Here is a 15,006-nt window from a genome sequence, read left to right as displayed (position 1 = left end):
CTGCGACGCTACCAGCGCGGGTGGATGGCCTCGCGGAAGTAGTGGTCGTAGATCCAGCGCACACCCTCGTCGAAACTACCGTCGAGGGAAACGCCGGCTGCGGCAGCATTCGCGACGGACTGGTCCACGCTGCGTGCGCCGGGGATCACGGAAGTGACGCCATCCTGGGCGGCGATCCAGGCGATGGCCGCCTGCGCGGTGCCAACCCCGTCCGGGACCAGCTGCTCGAACTCCGCCACGGCTTTCAGCCCCACGCCGTAGTCCACACCGGAGAAGGTCTCGCCGACGTCGAACGACCCGCCGTCGCGGTTGTAGTTGCGGTGGTCGTTGTCCGCGAAGGTCGTGTCCTTGGTGTACTTGCCAGTGAGCAGGCCGGAAGCCAGCGGAACGCGGGCAATGATGCCCACACCTGCCGCCTTCGCTGCAGGCAGGACCTCGTCCAGAGGCTTTAGCCGGAACGCATTGAGGATGATCTGGACGGTCGCGGTGCCTTCGTGCCGGATGGCTTCGAGCGCTTCGTCAGTGCGTTCCACACTGACGCCGTAATTGCGGATGGCGCCGTCGGAGACCAGGGTGTCCAGCGCGTCGTAGACCTCGGCGTTGCTATACACGGACGTGGGCGGGCAGTGCAGCTGGACGAGGTCCAGCCTGTCCGTGTCCAGGTTCTTGCGTGACCGGTCCACCCATTGGCGGAAGTTGGCCAGGGTGTAGTTCTCGGGCTGCTGGTCCATGCGGCGGCCCATTTTCGTGGCCACGGTGATGTCCAGCCCAGGGTTGTCCTTAAGGAACGCGCCGATGGCCTGTTCACTTTTGCCGTCGCCGTATACATCTGCCGTATCAAAGAGCGTGACGCCCGCCTCCACGGAGGCCGCCAGAATGCTTTGGGCCTGAGACGGGTCGACGTGTCCCCAGTCGGCGCCGAGCTGCCAGGTGCCGAGCCCCACGATCGAGACGTTCCGTCCGGTCTTGCCTAATACGCGCTGTTCCATCCCCCGACTATATAAGGGCTGCACGCCAAAATCCGGGCTGGAGATCGCCGTGCCTATCAGGCTTCCTCCCGCGGCCATCCTGGCCTGCTTGGCGGAGCACTCTGACACATCGAGTCTTTTGGCGGCATTGCGGGCCGTCATGGGAGGGGCTCCACCAGCGCCATTTGGGCAGCTACCGGTCCGTCCAATATCAGCTCCACCACTTTGTTGGAACCCCACAAAATCTCGCCCCCACCTGGGAATTAGCGTTTGTTCCGAGGCAATATCCGCAGCTACAAAGGACTATCGATGACGATGCAGCCAGACCTCCAGGCCAACCCCGGCACTATCCTCCAGGCCGCCAGGACGCAGGTTCTGGAGCAGGGCATCGGGCTGACCCAGGAGCAGCTCGTGGAGGTGCTCCGACTGCCGGATGAAGCCCTCCCGGCAACTCTGCAGTTGGCGCATGAGGTCCGGTTGCGGCACTGCGGTGAGGACGTCGAGGTGGAGGGCATCATTTCCATCAAGACTGGCGGCTGCCCTGAGGACTGCCATTTCTGCAGCCAGTCCGGGCTGTTCGACTCCCCCGTCCGAGGCGTCTGGCTCGACATCCCCGAGCTGGTCAAGGCCGCGAAGGAGACCGCTGCAACAGGAGCCACCGAGTTCTGCATCGTCGCCGCCGTCCGCGGCCCGGACATCAAGCTCATGAACCAGATCAAGTTCGCCATCGACCGGATCAACGAAGCCGTGGACATCAACATAGCGTGCTCCCTGGGCATGCTGACCCAGCGCCAGGTGGACCAGCTCGCGGAATGGGGTGTGCACCGGTACAACCACAACCTCGAAACAGCCCGCAGCTACTTCCCCGAGGTCGTCACCACGCACAGTTACGAGGAGCGTCTGGACACCTGCAACATGGTTAAGGACGCCGGCATGGAACTGTGCTGCGGCGCCCTGATCGGCATGGGCGAGAGCCTGGAACAACGCGCGGAACTCGCAGCCCAGCTCGCGGCCCTGGAACCCCACGAGGTCCCCTTGAATTTCCTCAACCCCCGTCCAGGAACCCCGCTGGAAAACCAGGGCATCATGGACGGCAAGGACGCCCTCCGCGCCATCGCCGCGTTCCGGCTGGCGATGCCCCGCACCGTGCTCCGCTACGCCGGCGGACGGGAGCTGACCCTCGGCGACCTCGGCACCCGCCAAGGCCTCATGGGCGGCATCAACGCCGTCATCGTCGGCAACTACCTGACCACCCTGGGCCGCCCGGCAGACGCCGACCTGAACCTGCTCGTGGAGCTGAACATGCCCATCAAGGAACTCCAGAAGACACTATGATCCCCAACCGCTCCCTTACCGGCGAGGCAACAAGCGCAACCACGGACTCCACCGCTACGTTCTGTGGGCACTGCGGCGTACCGTCCGACGGCGGCGACAGCCCGGCGTCGGACGTTCACCGCCGCTGCGGCGAGCAGCTCGCGATGGAACCGCCGCGGTACTGCGCCGCCTGCCGGCGCCGGATGAAAGTCCAGGTGACGCCGCTGGGCTGGAGCGCCGAATGCTCCCGCCACGGAGTGCTCGCACAGTGAGTGGCGAGACTCAGCCGGGCCTGATCCAGCGGGACCGCGCCCGGCTGTGGCACCCGTACGCGCCGGCGTCCGCGGACCTTCCGCTGTGGGAGGTCAAGGCGGCCGACGGCGTGCGGCTGCGGCTTCGTGGCGAGGACGGCACACGCCATGAGGTGGTGGATGCGATGTCCTCGTGGTGGTCGGTGATCCACGGCTACCGCAACCCGGTGCTGGACGCTGCCACGCCCGGCCAGCCGGGTTTGGAGCGGGTATTCCTTGCGGACTCGGGTTCGGTGGCCGTGGAGGTTGCGCTGAAACTGGCGGTGCAGTTCCACACTGCGTCCGGGCACCCGCTGAGGCAGCGGTTCCTGAGCATCCGCGGCGGGTACCACGGCGATACTTTCGCGGCGATGGGTGTCTGTGATCCCGTGGACGGGATGCACTCCGCGTTCCCGGGCCTGCTGGCCGGCAACGTTTTCGCGCCAAGGCCACCGGCCGCGGCGTCAGCCACCCCCGAATCCGTGCAGGCTTGGGCCTCCGAGGTCGAAGAAATCGCGGCTGCTCGCTCCGGGGAGCTGGCCGCGATCATCGTGGAACCAGTTCTGCAGGGTGCCGGCGGCATGCACGCCTACCCCGCCGAATGCCTGACAGTGCTGCGGCAGGTGGCGGACCGGCATGGTCTGCTGCTCCTTTTCGATGAGATCGCGACCGGCTTCGGGCGGACCGGCGAGCTGTTCGCGGCCGATCATGCCGGCGTCGTGCCGGACATCATGTGCGTGGGCAAGGCCCTGACCGGCGGGTACCTGACCCTCGCCGCCATGCTATGCACGGCGGAAATTGCGTCAACGGTTTCCGCCGGCCAGGCCGGTGCCCTGCTGCACGGCCCCACGTTTATGGGCAACCCGCTGGCGTGTTGTGGCCAACGCCAGCCTCGGCCTCATCGGCGACGGCGGCTGGCGGGCCGACGTCGCCCGGATCGACGCCGGCCTCGAATCAGGGCTCGCCCCCGCCTGGGAACTTGAGGCGGTCCGGGATGTGCGCACCATCGGGGCCGTCGGGGTCGTTGAGCTGCACAATGACGTCGATGTCACGGCGGTCACCGCCGCGGCCATCCGGCACGGGGTCTGGGTCCGGCCGTTCCGGAACCTCGTCTTCACGATGCCCCGTACATCACATTGGGCCCTAGCCCGGAGGAGCAGGCAAGCGTAGCGTCGTTGGGAGAAAAGCCGTGCCGGATTATCGGCGTGAATGTCGCCGTTCGGCAGTGGGGGCACCGTCCGTGGATGAGTGAACTGATGGCGCAGGCCGATCAGTGCCGGAAGGATTCGCGGCGCCAGGCTGATCGACCGTCCTCAGCTTGAAGCGCTGACGAGCGATTAGGATCACATGTTGCTTGTTGGTTGAACCGCAGGCGGGCCACGAGGGTGGCGGCGATCAGAGCCGTCGTCAGTTCCAGTCCGACGACGGCTAGCAGACTCCCAGCCTGGCTCGTCCCGGCGCCGGCAACGGCCGAGCTTGCCCCATGTGTGTGGCCGCCGGATCCGCTACCAACCAGCAGCAGCCCATGGAGGGCAGCCATGGATACAGCGCACGCCATGACCCTGCGCAGGGCGTCCACCCGGCTGTGCCGCCAGATATGCAGCGCGCATGGTAGGCAGACAGCTGCGAGCGCCAGCATGAGGGCACTCAACCAAGCGCCGTGCTGATTTTGGACGGCGAGCCACACATGCACGGCACTGGAACCCGCCACGACCGCCGCACACAAGCGCGGATGCAGGACAGGCCCGTTCGTGCGGGCCCGACGCGTCAGGGTCATTCGAATCTCCTAGCCGTGGCAGTGTCCGCCGGCGTCGCCATTACCGTGGCAACTTTCGGCTGTGCTGGCAGGTCCGGCGCTGGCCGGCACGTCCAGTACCGGGCTGCGGTCGAAGAAGCCTTCGGGGCGCAGTTTGAAGCCGACGGTGTCCACGGGCATGATGGGCCAGTCCTCCACCCGGGGGAAGTGGGTGAGGCCGAAGGTGTGCCAGACGACGATGTCCTGGCCCTCAATATCACGGTCCTGTGCAACGTAGGCCGGGAGTCCCGCACCGCCGGAGTGCTGGTTCACGAAGTCGCCGGTGGCGTAGCGCTCGTCGTCGGCATAGCGGGTGACCCAGAGGTCCCTGGTGGCGAAGGCAGCGCGCCGGGCGATGGATGACTCCGGATCTGCCAGCAGCGTGGGCTGGTTTTGGGAGTGGAGCTTGTAGCCGACGGGCTCGCCCAGCCGGTTGCGGGATTCGGGGTTGGAGATGATCCAGGTCCGGCCGCTGCGGGCGTCGGCCTCGCGGACGCCGTCGGATTCGCGGGCCAGCACGGTGCGTTTCCGTGAGAAGGCGTTACCCCGTTCGTTGCCCGCGCCCATGGTTTGGCGGACCACATCCTCTTCCTCGACCCTGTTGGTGAAGCCGTCGATGGCCATGTCGAGGCGGGCGCTGAAGAGGTGCTGGTGGAAGGGCGCGCCGAGGCCGGGCGCCAGTTGGGAGATGTTGTCCGAGCCGCCCTCGGGGAAGGCGCTGGTGAATACGACGCCGGTGGCTTTGGCTTCGAATTCGATGGTGCCATCCAGGTAGAGGTACCAGTAGAACCCGTAGTCGTAGTTGCCGATGGTGGTGAAGAAGGAGATCACCAGGCGGCGGTTGCGGCGGGTGTAGTTGATGCCGGTCCAGAGGTCGCTGTGTTTGGAGAGGATGCCCCAGTCTTCCTCGTGCATGCAGATGCCGTTGCGGATCTCGCGCGGGTTGCCGAAGGCGTCGGAAATGACAGGGCTGAGGTAGGTAATGTCGCCGAGGCAGTCGCAGCCGAGCTCCAGGGAGTTGGCGTACTGGCCCACGAGGTATTCGCCGGTGTCGAAGTAGTTCTGCCAGGACCGGATGGGCGACGGGTCACCATATGGGACCACCATCTCGGCAATCGACGCGCGGTTGATGATCGGCCGCAGCCGATCGCCGTCCTGAAAGGCCAGCTTGTGCAGGACCACGCCTTCACGGACATCAAAGCCGACATCGAGGCTCCACCTTTCCCACTCGATGTGGTTACCGCCGGTGACGGTGAAGCTCGGGCCTTCGGGCTGGGTGATGCTGATGGGCTTCTGGGTAGTGCGGAGCGGACCGGTCAGTTCAGGGTCCGTGTAGTTGCCGTGCTCGACGGGCACGGGAATGGCTCCGAGGTCCAGCACCTGGGTGACTTCCTTGTTGACCACATCAACGTAGGCAACGAGCCCGTCCACAGGGTGGGCCCAGGCGCTGTCCTCGGGGAAGTCCTGGACGAACGCCAGGCCGCGAAGGATGCGGCGTCCCTTTTCCTCCGGATACTCGAAGACACCGGCCGAGAGCGGAGCAACACGGACCCTATCGACCTCAAGCCCGCGTTCCGCCAGCGCCCTCCGCCAGCGCTCATCTGAGGCCAGCAGCGACTCCACTACTTCGAACTCTTCTTCCAGGACGGGAAGCTCACCGGTGACTGCAGTGTCCAGTTCCACGGCGGACACCACCTCCTGCAAGGTCACTGAGACAACAGCATCCGTAGGCGCACCGCCGGTGACGTCGTGGATGAAGATCCGGAACCGCCGGTCCTCCGCGGCGGTCCCGACGGCGGTTGCAGCCCCGCGGGCAGGATCCAGCAGGCCCAGGTAGGCGATGCGCTTTTCAGCCCCAAGAAGGCCGGCGGCGCCCAGGATGGCCTGGACTTCGGTGATTTCGCCGCCTGATGCCAGGCGGTACGGGGTAACTGTGTCAGCTGGTGCAAGCGTCATGGGTGACCTTTGTCCGGGACCATGGCTGGTCGGAATTTTATTTTCTATAGATGTAGAGAATAAGCCCCCGTAAGATGGCTCACAAGGGTTTGAGCGAAAATATTTCCGGGGAGTGGCCGCGGTGCCAAAGATAGTTGACCATGACGAGCGGCGCCTGGAACTGGTGGATGCCACCTGGCGGATCATCGCCCGGCTGGGCATCGAGGGCGCCACGATGCGCGAGATCGCACTGGAGGCAGGCTTTGCCAACGGGGCCCTCAAGCCCTACTTCCCCACCAAGGACACCCTGCTGGAGTTCGCCTTCAGGCACGTCTTCAACCGGACTAACCAGCGCGTCGCCAACGTCACCGAAGGCAAATCCGGGCTTCCGGCACTGCGCGCCTTCTGCCTGGAGGTGCTGCCCCTGGACGAAGAGCGCCTCAACGAAGCGCGGATCGTCATCCCGTTCTGGCAGAAAGCCGTCAACGACCCGCAGAAGGCCGAGATCCACCAGCAGTCCATGGAAGAGTGGCTTGCTGCCATCCGGCAGTACCTCGCCGAGGCCCGTGGGGTCGGTGACGTCAGCGCCGCCGTCGACGACGCCACCCTGGCCAGCCAACTCCTGAACATGCTGCTGGGCGCCCAGATCGGAGCTGCCCTGGCCACTGGCCGTGGCGCCGATTCCGGCCTGACCGACCAACTCGAAGGCTTCCTGGCCCTGCTGGCCAGGTAGCTGAAGGTTGCGGGGGTCTTCACCCCGGTGCGCCGAAGTCTTTTTTCGCCAGCTGTTGAAAAAAGATGGCATCCGGCGCTAACCTGAGAGCATGTGTCCCAGGACACAGCCCCCGGGGAACCCACGTTATGCGGCCATCCGTCGTCAGGACCATCCATGCCAGCTGCAGTCCAGCCCGCCAGCCAGAACGTCAAATCCAGCGTTGCGCTGACGTTCGACCACTGGAGACACCTCGTGGCGGAGTCCTTCGTGCCGCTCGCCGCACGGACAGCAGACGTCGACGGGTTCCGCGGGCAGCTGCGCTCGCGTGTGCTGGACCGGATGTCCGTCGTCGAAGTCACCGCCACCTCCCATGAGGTCCATCGCACGCCTGCCCTGATTGCGCAGGCCGGTGAACGCTACTTCAAGCTCAACCTCCAGCTGGAGGGCACGGGGCTGCTGATCCAGGACAACCGCGAGGCCCTGCTGCGGCCCGGCGACCTAGCCATCTATGACACCAACCGCCCCTACACCCTCGCGTTCGAGGAAGAGGCGCGGATAATGGTGGTGATGTTCCCCTGCGACGCCCTCTCGCTGCCAACGGACTACGTGGGCCAGCTCGCGGCAGTGCGGATGGCCGGCAGCACCGGCCTGAGCGGGATCGTGGGGCAGTTCATCCGGCATCTGTCCGAAAACCTAGAGGTCCTGAGCGGCCCCAGCGGCTCACGGCTGGCAACGAACGCCCTGGACCTGGTGTCCACCCTGCTGCACGCGGAAATGGACATCGCCCCGGACCGGATGAAGCCGCAGGCCCTCCTGGCCGTGTCGGTGCGCGAATACATCGAAGCCAACCTCGCCGATCCCAAGCTGTCACCGGCCAGCATTGCCGCGGCCCACTTCATCTCGACGCGGCACCTGCACAATGTCTTCCACGAGTCGGGCACCACTGTGGCCACCTGGATCCGGTCCCAGCGGCTGGACGGCGCACGCCGCGAGCTGCGGGATCCACTGCATGCCGGCAAGCCGGTAGGCGCCGTCGCCGCCCGCTGGGGGTTCCTCGACGCAGCGCACTTCAGCCGCACCTTCCGCGACGCCTTCGGTGTCTCCCCCAGCGACTGGCGCCGCGGTGCCTGAACGCCCAGCGGACGCCTGGCGACCACCCGCCGTCGGGCATTCCGGAAGGTCGGAACAGCAGTGGCCCGGCGCGGATTGATTCCGCGCCGGGCCTAGTGCGTTCACCCGTCAGTTGCCGGAGGCTTCGCCTTAGTTGGCGGCGTACCCCAGGTCGGCAGCCGCTCGGCGGCGCTCCACCTGACCCTCCGCCAGCACACCGGCTGCGAACATCACCGGGACTGCCAGCAGCAGCGCAACTGCGGTCTCGGCGCTGCCACCGATCAGCGACGTGAAGTTGCTGACCACCAGGTACAGGACCCACGCCAGCAGCACGGACGCGATCGCCGGCGCTAGGAGGGTCTGCCAGAGCTGCCCGGTGACCCGTTCCCGGCGGAAGAAGCCGACGACGGCGATGGAGCACAGCATGTACAGCACCAGGAGTGCCGCGACGGCCAGCCCGCTGAACCACGAGAACAGGGTCAGGACGGGGTCCAGCGCCAGCACGGCGAAGGGAACTACCAGTGCGACGGCGGTGGCGGTCTGGATCCAGGCAGCCGCGGCGGGAGCACGGTGCCGGTTGGTCCGGGCAACGATTGCGGGCAGGGAACCGCGGAGTGCCAGAGAATGAAGGTAGCGGTTGATGCCGTTGTGGAAAGCGATGATGCCGGCGAGTAGGGAGGTGACCAGCAGGATGCCGGTGGTGATTCCTGCCCACGGACCGAAGAGTTCCACCATGGGCGTGAGCACAAAGGCTGTGGAGTCGCCGGATTCCAGTGCGGCGCCGGCTGCGTTAATGACATGGGACGGGCCGTAGTAGCTGACGAGCATCCACGAAATGAAGGAGAAAAACACGGAGATAACGCCGACGGACAGGTAGGTGGCCCGGGCTACGGTGCGGTGTGCGTCCTTGGCCTCGGCGGAGTAGATCGCCGTGGATTCGAAGCCGAACATGGAGGCCACCGCGAACATGATGGCCACGCCGGGGGCACCGGTGGCAATGGCTTCCGGCGAGAAGGATGCGGCAAGACTGAGGCCTTCGGGGCCGCCGCCGCGGAACAGGACGGTGAAGCCGAACATCAGCAGGACGGCAACTTCCAGCCCTACCAGCAGTGCCAGTACCCGGGCGCCAAGTTCGATGTTCAGCGAGCCCAGCACCTGGACGCCGGCCATGGTGACCAGGGCCAGGAGCCACCACGGAATGCTGACGCTAATAGAGGCCAAGAGGCCGGAGAAGGCGGCGCCGTACAGCCCGTACATGGCGGCCTGCACGGTGCTGTAGGCGAGCAGCGCCAGCCAGGCCGCGCCGGCCCCGATCCTGCGGCCGAAAGCGGCGGTGACGTAGGCGTAGAAGGCGCCGTTGGCCTGGATTTTCCGGCTCATTGCCACAAATCCCACCGCGAAAATCACAATCACGATGCCAACAATCAGGTACGCGCCCGGGGCACCGGCGCCGTTGCCGAGTGCGGCCGCGAGGGGCGAAGCGCCGACGATCCCGGTGAGGGGCGCCTGGGCGGAGAGGACAAAGAAAAGGATGCCCATCACGCCGATGCTGCCGGCGCGGAGGGCGGTTGAGTGCTCCGTGCGCGGAGCGGCTTCAGTGGTCCGGGACTCGGAATTCGAAATACTCATTGGATCCTTCTTAACGGTCATGAGCGTTGGGGGGAAGGGGTGCCGCGCGAGGGGCCAGGCACCGGTGAATCCAGCATGGCAGCGGACCCGGCCTGCGCCTTGTCCTGTAGCGATCAGTTGTTGTGCGTGAGTGCAGTGACGTGCCACGCGCGGCCCCGCCGGGCCAACTGTTCGCCTCAGGTCAACCGCCGTTCGCGGATACACAAGACGGCACGGAGGCAGCGGGGCAGACTCGAGGCATAGCCTCAGGCCACGCCGGCCGGTGCGCATTGCCTACTCGAAGTGGAGTAACCCATGGAAACTTACGACGCCCTGCTGGCCTCGATCACCCCGGACGCGGGCGAAACCCGGACCATCCTTGACCCGGCCACCGGCACCCCCGTCGGCGAAGCCCCGGTCCACACCGTCGAGGACCTCGAAACCGCCATCGAAACTGCCACTGCAGCGCAGCCGGCCTGGGCCGCCCTGGGCCACGCCGCCCGGTCCGCCGCGCTCCTCAAGGCAGCCGACGCCGTCGAACGCTCCGCCGAGGAACTCGCCCGGCTGCTCTCCCGCGAGCAGGGCAAACCCCTCAACGGCCCCAATGCACGCTTCGAGGTGGGCGCCTGCGCCGCCTGGCTGCGGGCCACGGCCGGCACCCCGGTGGAACCTGAAACGGTGGTGGACGACGGCGAAACGTACGCCGAACTGCACTACCGGCCCATCGGCGTCGTGGGTGCCATTGGCCCCTGGAACTGGCCGATGATGATTACCGTGTGGCAGATCGCCCCGGCGCTCCGGATGGGCAACGCCGTCGTCGTCAAACCCTCCGAATACACCCCGCTGTCCGTCCTTGCCCTGGTCAAAATCATCAACGAGGAACTGCCCGAAGGCCTCGTGACCGTCGTTTCCGGCGGCCGCGAGGTGGGCGCACGCCTCGCCGAGCACCCCGCGATCGGAAAGGTCATGTTCACCGGCTCCACCGCCACGGGCAAAGCCATCATCAAATCCTCGGCGGCTACCGTCAAGCGGCTCACCCTGGAGCTCGGGGGCAACGACGCCGGCATCGTCCTGCCCGACGCCGACCCTGCCGCGATCGCCGAAGGCCTCTTCTGGGGCGCCTTCATTAACACCGGCCAGACCTGCGCCGCGCTCAAGCGCCTCTACGTCCACAACGACATCTATGACGCCGTCTGCGAAGAACTGACCAAGGTCGCCGCCGTCATGCCCATGGGCGTGGGACTGGACGAGAACAACGTCCTGGGCCCGCTGCAGAACAGGGCTCAATACGAGATTGTGGCTGGCCTCGTGGAAGCCGCCCGCGATTCCGGCGCCCGGATCCTCATCGGCGGCGACCCGGACACTGGCCAGCCCGGCCACTTCTACCCCGCCACCCTGGTGGCCGACATTGGCAACAACAACCCCCTGGTCACCGCGGAACAGTTCGGCCCCGCCCTGCCGATCATCCACTACAGCACCGTGGACGAAGCCATCAGCATGGCGAACGGCCTCGACGTCGGACTCGGCGCGTCCGTCTGGTCCGCCGACCTCGCCGAAGCCCGCAAGGTCGCCGCCCGGCTCGAAGCCGGCACCGTCTGGATCAACAAGCACGGCGCCGTGGACCCCCGCGTCCCCTTCGGCGGAGCCAAGCAGTCCGGCTATGGCCTGGAGTTCGGCGTCGAAGGCCTGAAGGCCCTCGGCGTACCGCAGGCCATCAACGGCTGACACGCCCTTCCCCACAAAACATCCGAGGCTTGTCCGCAAAGCCGAGCCGTGAAGGCACGTGCACGCGGACAAGCCTCGGATTCACGCTCATCTTTGCTGGAGCGCTGGCTCCTGCAGCCACGGCCTGGTAGGGGTCTGGCCCAGCTGATCGTTGAATTCCTGCGCCTCCCGGTAGTACTCGAGCGTTGACAGCCGAGACGCCGCCGCCGGGTCAAGGAGGATCACGGCCCTGCGGTGAAGCTGCAGCACCGACGCCGGGCAGTTGGCGCTGACCGGACCCTCCACCATCGCCTGGACTGTGGCGGCCTTGTTCTCCCCCATCGCCACGAGGACGGCCAGCTTCGCCTCGCGGATGGTCCCCAGCCCCTGGGTCAAACAGAGGCGCGGAACGGCGCCGTCCTGGAAGAACCGGGCGTTGTCAGTGCGGGTGGCCCCGGCCAGGGTCTTCACCCGGGTCCGCGAGGCAAGTGACGACGTCGGCTCGTTGAACCCGATGTGGCCGTTCGCCCCGATGCCCAGGATCTGGATGTCCACTCCCCCGGCTGCCGCGATCGCTGTGTCGTAGCGCTCTGCTTCGGCCACCAGGTCGGCGGCGTCCCCCTGCGGGGTAAAGAGCCTCTCCACGGGCAGGTCCACATGGTCAACGAACTCGCGCCGGATGGTGGAGTAGTACGACTGTCCGTGTTCCTTCGGCAGCCCCGCATACTCGTCCAACGTAAAGCCGGCGACCTGGCTGAAGCTGAGCTGCTCCTCGCGGTGCCGCCGTATGAGTTCCTGGTAGGTGGAACTCGGGGAGCCTCCGGTGGCCAGGCCCAGGACCGCCGGACCCTGCCGGACCCTGGCCTCGATGATGTCCGCCGCCCGGGCTCCTACGTGATCGACGGACTCACACAGAACTATCTGCACGGTCATTCCTTTCCTGCTTTTGTGGTGTGCCGGCACGGTAGGCCTGCACGAGTTCAAGTAGTTCGGTGGCCACCAGCACGTCAGCGCGGTATCCCGCGGCTATGGCGCCGACCCGGGCGGAGTCCCGGTTGAGGCCCATCAGCCGGGCCGGGGTGGAGGAAGCGGCGGACACGGCGTCGGCGAGCGGGATCCCCCAGTCGACGCAGCGGCGCACGTTCTCCAGCAGGAAGCTCGTGGCTCCCGCGATCGCGCCGGGCTCCTCGACTTCCCCGGATTGGGTCGTGCCCGCCGGCGCCAGCCGCGCCACCCGGTTCTGGACCAACACGCCCAGGCTGCCGAGGGTGTAGTGCCCATCGGACATTCCGGCAGCCGCCATCGCATCGGTGATGAGGGCAACGGAGCGGGCACCCACAAGGTTGAATACCATCCGTACGATTTCCGGGTCCAGGTGCACACCGTCGGCAATCAGTTCAAGCACCATGTGCCCGGGTGACTGCTCGGCGGCCTGCAGCATCACCGCGACGGGCCCGGCAGCCCGGTGGTCGAGTGAGGGCATCCGGTTGAACAGGTGCGTGGCCGACCATGGGCGATCGGCACCGCCGGCGCCGCCATCAGCGCCCAGGACTTCGCGCGTGCGGGAAGCCGTAGCGGCGGTGTGGCCAAGGGAAGGCACGACGCCGTGTTCCCGGCAGAGCTGCACCAGCTCAGCAAAGTGCGAGGTTTCCGGGGCCAGGGTCAGCGACCGCACGGTCCCCCGCCCCGCCTCAAGCCACTGCTTCAGGAGTGCCGGGTCGCCGTCGATAATCGCGGCGGGGTCCTGCGCACCGCACATGCTTTTGGTGATAAACGGCCCTTCCAGGTGCAGGCCGGCCAGCGTGCCGTCTGCCACCAGGTCCCGCAGGGCCGCGATCTGCTCCAGCAGCACATCCGACGGCGCCGAAACGAGCGAGGCGAGTACCGACGTCGTGCCTTCCGCTGCGTGGCGGCCGGCAGCCAGGCGTGCACCGTCCGCATCCGCGGAGAAGGTGTGCCCCACGGCACCGTGGCAGTGCACGTCCACCAGCCCGGGCAGGATCAGCGGCACCTGCCGGATGTCGGCGTCGAATCCTGCCGGCAGGTCCGACGTCGGGCCGCACCACTGGATGGTTCGCCCGGCAATCACCACGGTACCGTCGTCAATCACTGCGTCACCGGGGTGGCCGGTGACGAGGCGGCCCCGCAGACCGACCACGCCGTCGTCCCCGCCGCCGCGGGTCGGCAAAAACTCAGCTTGCATCGGCTTTGGCCATGGAGCCGTTCTCGTCGGTTTCATCTTCGCGGCCCATGGTGCGCAGGTTCCAGCGGCGGATCACAAAGCGGAACACCACGTAGTAGATGGCGGCGTAGACCAGCCCGATGGGGATCAGCCACAGCGGGTTCTGCGCGATGCCGAAGTTGAGGACGTAATCGATGGCCCCGGCGGAGAACCCGAACCCGTGATGGATGCCCAGGAAATTGACCAGCATCATGGACGTTCCGGTCAGGAACGCGTGCACGACGTACAGCGGCCAGGCCACGAACATAAAGGAGAACTCGAGGGGTTCGGTGATGCCCGTGAGGAACGCAGTGAGGCCGGTGGAGAGCATCACGCCGCCCACGATCTTCCGCTGCGACGGCTTGGCTTCCTGCCAGATGGCCAGGGCGGCGGCGGGCAGGGCGAACATCATGATGGGGAAGAAGCCAGTCATAAAGACGCCAGCGGTGGGGTCGCCTGCGAAGAACCGGTTCAGGTCGCCGTGAGCTCCGTTGTAGTCACCAAGGATGAACCACACAACGGAATTCAGGATGTGGTGCAGTCCCAGCGGAATCAGAAGCCGGTTCAGGGTGCCGTAGACGCCGCTGCCCACCACAGTGTTGTCCGCCACGGCGTTGCCGACGGCCGTCAGTCCGGTGTTGAAGTATGGGTAGATCAGGGCCAGGAGCACGCCGATCACAATCGCGGCGAAGGACGTCAGGATGGGCACCAGCCGGCGGCCGGCGAAGAAGCCGAGCCAGTCCGGCAGGGTGGTGCGGTGGAAGCGCTGCCAGAGCAGCGCCGTCGTCAGGCCCATCACGATGCCGGCCAGCACACCGTAGTTGATGACGGGATCTTTCCCGCCTTCCGGGGCGGCGCCCATCACCAGCGGCGCCATCACTTTGAAGACGTTGGTCAGGACCAGGTAGCCGACGACGGCGGCGAGGGCCGTGGAACCGTCACCCTTCTTGGCGAAACCGAAGGAGATGCCGACGGCGAAGAGCAGCGGCAGGTTCTCGAACAGGGCACCGCCGGCGGCGCCGATGACCTGGGCGACGGTGGTCAGGGATTCGAACCTGCCCAGCAGGTCGTCCTGGCCCAGGCGAAGCAGGAGCGCGGCCGCGGGGAGGGCCGCGATGGGCAGCATCAGGCTGCGGCCGAAGCGCTGCATGTTCTGAAGTGCCTTGCCGCTGCCCTTGGCCTTTTCCGGCGCCGCGGCGCCGGCTGTGGGATTTTCCGTGGTCATGATGTTCCTCGTCTCGAAGAGGGTGGTGCTTGTGCGGAGATGCTTGATTCAGTAGAGTCTTGCTAACTGGTTATAACCAGTGACAACCATCACTGTGAAGGGCGCCGGCCACAGTTGTCAA

General features: G+C 66.5%; 11 protein-coding genes and 1 pseudogene. 6 read left to right on the top strand and 6 right to left on the bottom strand.

All coding sequences use genetic code 11. The features are described from left to right. Positions 1–8: 8 nt before the first annotated feature. Positions 9–989 (bottom strand): aldo/keto reductase, encoded by a 981-nt coding sequence (locus ACZY0Q_RS01890; protein WP_463914014.1) that lies wholly within the window; start codon positions 987–989, stop codon positions 9–11. A 288-nt stretch (positions 990–1,277) separates the two neighbouring features. Here ACZY0Q_RS01890 and bioB point away from each other — a divergent pair, with 288 nt between their 5' ends. The 3 genes and pseudogenes from bioB to ACZY0Q_RS01875 all read left to right on the top strand — a co-directional run. Then, positions 1,278–2,303 carry a biotin synthase BioB gene (bioB, locus tag ACZY0Q_RS01885; RefSeq protein WP_463914011.1) on the top strand — a complete coding sequence of 342 codons (1,026 nt, stop codon included), beginning with the start codon at positions 1,278–1,280 and terminating at the stop codon, positions 2,301–2,303. Beyond that, positions 2,300–2,554 (top strand): biotin synthase auxiliary protein BsaP, encoded by a 255-nt coding sequence (gene bsaP, locus ACZY0Q_RS01880; RefSeq protein ID WP_463914008.1) that lies wholly within the window; start codon positions 2,300–2,302, stop codon positions 2,552–2,554. Before bioB ends, bsaP begins: the two co-directional genes overlap by 4 nt. After that, a pseudogene (locus ACZY0Q_RS01875) lies at positions 2,524–3,697 on the top strand (aminotransferase class III-fold pyridoxal phosphate-dependent enzyme); the annotation flags it as partial. The gene bsaP and the pseudogene ACZY0Q_RS01875, both read left to right, overlap by 31 nt. A 661-nt stretch (positions 3,698–4,358) precedes the next feature. On the opposite strand, the gene ACZY0Q_RS01870 reads toward ACZY0Q_RS01875, so the two are convergent. Next, complete coding sequence (locus ACZY0Q_RS01870) at positions 4,359–6,323, bottom strand: primary-amine oxidase (RefSeq protein WP_463914007.1); 1,965 nt, start codon at positions 6,321–6,323, stop codon at positions 4,359–4,361. A gap of 121 nt (positions 6,324–6,444) precedes the next feature. On the opposite strand from ACZY0Q_RS01870, the gene ACZY0Q_RS01865 reads away from it, so the two are divergent. Then, the gene (locus ACZY0Q_RS01865) at positions 6,445–7,035 is read left to right on the top strand and encodes a TetR/AcrR family transcriptional regulator (protein ID WP_463914005.1); all 591 of its coding nucleotides are present in this window, start codon (positions 6,445–6,447) and stop codon (positions 7,033–7,035) included. 156 nt (positions 7,036–7,191) lie between these two features. Continuing rightward, positions 7,192–8,148: an AraC-like ligand-binding domain-containing protein gene (locus ACZY0Q_RS01860; protein ID WP_463914003.1), complete on the top strand. Its 957-nt coding sequence runs from the start codon at positions 7,192–7,194 to the stop codon at positions 8,146–8,148. 129 nt (positions 8,149–8,277) lie between these two features. Here the strand turns inward: ACZY0Q_RS01860 and ACZY0Q_RS01855 are convergent, their stop codons facing one another. Next, the gene (locus ACZY0Q_RS01855) at positions 8,278–9,756 is read right to left on the bottom strand and encodes an APC family permease (RefSeq protein ID WP_463914001.1); all 1,479 of its coding nucleotides are present in this window, start codon (positions 9,754–9,756) and stop codon (positions 8,278–8,280) included. A gap of 294 nt (positions 9,757–10,050) precedes the next feature. Here ACZY0Q_RS01855 and ACZY0Q_RS01850 point away from each other — a divergent pair, with 294 nt between their 5' ends. Continuing rightward, positions 10,051–11,460, top strand: coding sequence for an aldehyde dehydrogenase family protein (locus ACZY0Q_RS01850; protein WP_463914000.1), 1,410 nt, complete (start codon positions 10,051–10,053; stop codon positions 11,458–11,460). Between the two features lie 87 nt (positions 11,461–11,547). Here ACZY0Q_RS01850 and nagB read toward each other — a convergent pair whose 3' ends face one another. The 3 genes from nagB to ACZY0Q_RS01835 are packed head-to-tail and all read right to left on the bottom strand — an operon-like array spanning position 11,548 to position 14,885. Continuing rightward, positions 11,548–12,366 carry a glucosamine-6-phosphate deaminase gene (gene nagB / locus ACZY0Q_RS01845; RefSeq protein ID WP_463913999.1) on the bottom strand — a complete coding sequence of 273 codons (819 nt, stop codon included), beginning with the start codon at positions 12,364–12,366 and terminating at the stop codon, positions 11,548–11,550. Further along, positions 12,347–13,642 carry an N-acetylglucosamine-6-phosphate deacetylase gene (locus ACZY0Q_RS01840; RefSeq protein WP_463913997.1) on the bottom strand — a complete coding sequence of 432 codons (1,296 nt, stop codon included), beginning with the start codon at positions 13,640–13,642 and terminating at the stop codon, positions 12,347–12,349. The genes nagB and ACZY0Q_RS01840 overlap by 20 nt, the downstream gene beginning before the upstream one ends. Then, positions 13,632–14,885, bottom strand: a complete 1,254-nt coding sequence (locus ACZY0Q_RS01835; protein ID WP_463913995.1) for a PTS transporter subunit EIIC — start codon at positions 14,883–14,885, stop codon at positions 13,632–13,634. The genes ACZY0Q_RS01840 and ACZY0Q_RS01835 overlap by 11 nt, the downstream gene beginning before the upstream one ends. Positions 14,886–15,006: the final 121 nt, after the last annotated feature.

This window comes from Pseudarthrobacter lactosi, from assembly GCF_055412785.1.
Note: the sequence above shows the minus strand (reverse complement) of the source record. Positions and strands in the feature narration are given on the sequence as shown.